Source organism: Nonomuraea antri (genome assembly GCF_013283785.1).
Lineage (GTDB): Bacteria > Actinomycetota > Actinomycetes > Streptosporangiales > Streptosporangiaceae > Nonomuraea > Nonomuraea antri.
Window position 1 is genome coordinate 1 of sequence record NZ_JABCPZ010000091.1, and the last position, 4563, is coordinate 4563.

The window sequence follows — 4563 nt, forward strand, 5'->3', positions numbered from 1 at the left end:
GTCGAGGTAGCGGAACGCCTCCCTGGCCGAGCGCACGGTGCGCCGCAACGCCTGTTCGAGCCGGTCGGCGTCCGCGGCGAGCCGGGCCAGCTCCGGGACGGCGAACCCGTCGGCCCCGGTCTCGGCGACCAGTTCCTCGTACTGGTGCAGCCGGCCGCGCAGCTCCTCGATCTGGTGGTGCGCCCGGTAGGCGCGCTCGGCCTCGACCACGTTGGCGGCGTAACGTTCCAGCGCCTCGACCCGGGCCACGACCGCGTCCTCGCTGCTGTCGAGCGCCCTGGCCAGCGGCTCGGCCACGGCCGCCACCTCCGGCGAGAGGCCGGACTCGACGGTCTCGCGGTGCTTGGCGCGCAGCGCCGACAGCTTGGCCAGCAGCCGGGCGATCTCCCACTCCTGGGCGGGCAGCATCACCGCGTTGCGCGCGTCGTCGAGCAGCCCTTCGGCGTTGACCCGCGACTCGGTCACGGTGGCGATGGCCTGCTGCGCGCGGGCCAGCAGCCGCGCGGACGATTCGTCGAGGTCGTCCACCAGCACGTAGCGGCCCTCGTACCAGCGCAGGTGGTCGTAGATCAGGCGGTCGACCTTGTCGTCCTCGTCCTCGGACACGTCGTTGCCGACGAACGCCACGATGAGGACGGGGACGCCGAGCAGCACCAGCATGAGCAGGCCCAGGTCGCGGCCGAAGAGGCCCAGCCCGATCATGAGCCCGACGAAGGCCACCAGCAGCGCGCCCTGCGCGACGGAGCGGCCATGGCCGCCTAATCGCGGCGGGCGTGCGGGCGCCCAGCCCGAGCGCATCCGGACGAGCACCTGACCGCTGTCTCGCAGCAGTTGCGCGTCGTGGGGTGGAACCCCGGGATCCACGACCACTTCCACCACAAACGGATCCTAAGGTAAGTCAGCCTTCGAGGTAACGGAACGCTTCGTGTGCGGATCTCACGCTGCGCCGCAGGATCTGTTCGAGCTGGTCGGCGTCCTGGGCGAGGCGTTCGATCTCCGGAACGGCCAGCGAGTCGGCGCCCGCCTCGGCCAGCAGTTCCTCGTAACGGGGCAGCCTGGCCCGCAGCTCCTCGATCTGGCCGCGGGCGTGGTAGGCGCGCTCGGCCTCGGCGACGTGGGCGGCGTACCGCTCCAGCGCCTCGACCCTGGTGATCACCGCGGCCTCGCTGTTGGCCAGGGCGCGATCGAGCGGCTCGACCACGGCCGCCACCTCGGGGGCGATGCCCCTGGCCAGCAGGTCGTGGTGCTCCCTGCGTAAGGCCGACAGCTTGGCCAGCAGCCGGGCGATCTCCCACTCCTGGGTGGGCAGCATCACCGCGTTGCGCGCGTCGTCGAGCAGCCCTTCGGCGTTGACGTGGGAGCGCAGCACCGCGCCGATGGCCCGCTGGGCCCTGGTCAGCACTCGGGAGGCGTCCTCGTCGAACTCCTCGGGCAGCAGGTAGCGGCCGTCGTACCAGCGGGCCCGCTCGTACACGGCGCGCTCGTCGGGCCTGTCGTCGTAGGGGACCTCGGTGATGGAGGCCATCCTGGTGAGCACGACCAGCACGAACAGGCCGAGCAGCGTGAAACCGGCCGGGGCGGCCGCGGTGGCCAGCAGCACCGCCATGAGGGCGACCACCACGGGCGTGGCGGCCAGCAGGACCAGCCCGGTCTGCCCCTTGCGCCGGTCGGCCCGGGTCTCGGGCGGCGGCACCCAGCCGGCCTTGATCCTGGCCAGCAGGGGAGCGTTGGCGCGCAGCAGTCCAGCGACCTCCGGCGGCACTGCCGGGTCGACGACCACGCCCACGCTCTGCACTGGCACCCTGGCGCCCCCAACGCTCGTGATGGTCGGATACTACGTAACATTTCGATTCATTGGCAGCCTCGAAAACGTCAGGCGGGGAAACCACCAGTTGCGCTCACCGAGCACTTCCATGGCGGCAGGCACCAGGATCAGACGCACCACAGTGGCGTCTACCAGCACCGCCGTCGCCAATCCGACCCCCATGATCCGCAGTGCGCGGTCGTCGAACGTGCCGAAGGCGGCGAAAACGCAGAACATGATCGTAGCCGCGGCGGTAATGACGCGGGCGGTCGCGGCGAGCCCGGCGGCGACGGCCCGGCTGTTGTCGCGCAGCCGCTCGTACTCCTCGCGCACGCGGGAGAGCAGGAACACCTTGTAGTCCATCGAGAGGCCGAACATGACGACGAACAACGTCATCGGCACCCAGGCGTCGATCGGGCCGGAGGCGCCGAGTCCGAGCACGTCCTGCTGGAAGACGGCGACGATCACGCCGTAGGCGGCGCCGATGGACAGCAGGTTGACCGCGATGGCCTTCAGCGGCAGGACGACGCTCCTGAACACGGCCATGAGCAGCAGGAACGAGGCCAGCAGCACCGCGCCGACGGTCCATGGCAGCCGCTGGGCGGCGTGGCGGGCGAAGTCGATGGCGGCCGCGGTCGATCCGGTGACGAGCACGGGTTCTGGCAGTTCGGCGCGCAGGCGGTGGACGAGGTCCGTGGTGGCCTGGTCCTGGGGGCCGGTGGCGGGGACGACGATCGCGGTCCGCTCCCCCGCCGGGTGGGCCGCGGCGACGCCCGGCGTGCGCCCGGCCCGCTCCACCACGTCCGGCACCGGGACGGACGCGTCGGCGACGGCAAGCACGAGCGGGCCCGCCAGGCCCGGGCCGAACGCGCGCGCCGACAGGTCGTGGGCGCGCCGCGTGGTGTCGCTGACCGGCCGGTCGCCCGCGTCGGACCAGCCGGCCCGCAACTGCAGGGCCGGCAACGCCAGCCCGGCCAGCAGCGCGAACGCCAGCAGCCCGGTCAGCCAGGGACGCCGCTGCACGACCCGGCTCCAGCGCACGGCCGGCGGGCGGCCGCCGGATCGGGCGGGGAGCGCGAACCTGTCGATCCTGGTCCCGATCATGCGCAGCAGCGCGGGCAGCAGGGTGAGCGAGGCCAGCATCACCATGAGGACGCCGCAGCCGGCGGCAAGCGCGATCCCGCCGCCCAGCGACGGGCCGAGGAACAACATGCCCGCGCCGGTGACGATCACGGTGACCCCGGCGAACGCCACGGACCTGCCCGCCGTGCGCATGGCGGTGGTCACGGCGTCGTCCACGGCGTCGCCCGTGAAGTCGCGCGTGACGTCGCGCGTGACGCCGCCCGCGGCGGGCCCTTCGGCCAGCGAGGAGCGGAACCTGGTGACGATCAGCAGCGCGTAGTCGATGCCGACGCCGAGCCCCAGCATGATCGTCAGGTAGACGGCGAAGCTGGGCACGTCCACGAGGTGGGACGACACGCTCAGCGACGCGACCCCGCAGGTCACGCCGACCACCCCGATGACCAGCGGCAGCGCGGTGGCGATGAGGGAGCGGAAGGCGATCAGGAGCACCACGGCGGCGGCCAGCAGGCCGAGCCCTTCGGCGAGTCCGCCGGGGGTGAAGTCGGCGAAGTCGTCACCGGACAGCTCGGCCGTGGTCCCCGGCGCGTGGAAGCCGTCGCGGAGCGCCTTGATGCGTAGCGCGGTCGCCTGGTCGGGGTAGTCGAGCGGGATGGCGGTGACGGAGCCGTCCGGTGAGACGCGCCGCTCCCCGACGGTGACGCCGGGAAGCCCGTCGATGCGGCCGACGAGGTCGGCCACGGCCTGGCCCGCCGGCCCCGCGATGACGAGCGTCCCGGGCGGGCTGTCGGCGGCCGCGCCGAGCAGGTCGGCGGCCTGCTGACTCTCCGAGCCCGGCAGCGTGAAGTCGTCGTTCGCCGGTCCGGGCCTGGCGACGGCGGCGGTGACGAGCGCGGCGGTCAGGACCAGCCAGAGCAGCACGACCAGGCGGCGGTGGCGGATACAGAATCGGATCATGCGGCGACCGTAGGAACGGGGGCCGCGCGCGGTCGTCCTCCGCCCGCGGTCCCCGGCCTACGCCATCCGCGGTACGGCACCATCGCGCGTGCCTCCGCCCGAGGGGCGGCATGGTCCTTGACATGCGCTTCCACAAGGGACGCCGGCCGGAAACAGGGCGGCGCCCGGAACCGGGGAACGGGCCGATTCCCGGGCTTTCCGTCGGGCCGATGCCGGCCCGGCGCAGGCGTGATCCCGACGCCTGTCAACCCGTCATGATGCCGCTGCCAGCAAGATCAACGATTGTCTGACATTAATGCGGGACCAAATTCCACTCCGCACGTCAATACGGTCAGTCAACTTATCGGCGTGATGACCGAAACCTGGATTACGGGCATTCCCTGCACGAAGCATGATCATCACTGCGTGTGACGAACGCCGCAGGCGCGGGGCCTCGACGATCATCATCGACCCGGCCGGCAATACCCGCCACCCGCTCATAGGCCCTCGGTCGGCCGAATTTCCCGATGCCCGAAAACCTCCATTACGTCATTGGTTGAAATTTCATCCCTTGACTGACTTTCGGACAAAATAATAGGAATGGCGTGGCTTTAGGCGTTGGCCGGTCTCGCCAGGACGAACCCTGGCCGGCGACCCATATTCCTGCTTGCCCGCGCGACGACCTCGCACGGCCCGGTGGACTCGTCTGGGGGTGACTTCGCGTAGCAATGCGAGAAGAACAC

3 protein-coding genes are annotated in these 4563 nt (G+C 71.4%); all 3 read right to left on the reverse strand.

Annotated elements, in window-relative coordinates:
• On the reverse strand, nucleotides 1–879 hold an 879-nt coding region (locus HII36_RS27310; RefSeq protein ID WP_173526118.1), incomplete at its 3' end, for a hypothetical protein.
• A gap of 19 nt (nucleotides 880–898) precedes the next feature.
• Nucleotides 899–1801, reverse strand: coding sequence for a hypothetical protein (locus HII36_RS27315; RefSeq protein WP_328807915.1), 903 nt, complete (start codon nucleotides 1799–1801; stop codon nucleotides 899–901).
• A gap of 33 nt (nucleotides 1802–1834) precedes the next feature.
• Nucleotides 1835–3841 (reverse strand): MMPL family transporter, encoded by a 2007-nt coding sequence (locus HII36_RS27320; protein ID WP_173526119.1) that lies wholly within the window; start codon nucleotides 3839–3841, stop codon nucleotides 1835–1837.
• Nucleotides 3842–4563: the final 722 nt, after the last annotated feature.

What these genes read in the sequence shown, in the direction of transcription:
- HII36_RS27320 (WP_173526119.1), bottom strand. Translation starts at nt 3,841, where the DNA reads ATGATCCGATTCTGTATCCGCCACCGCCGCCTGGTCGTGCTGCTCTGG.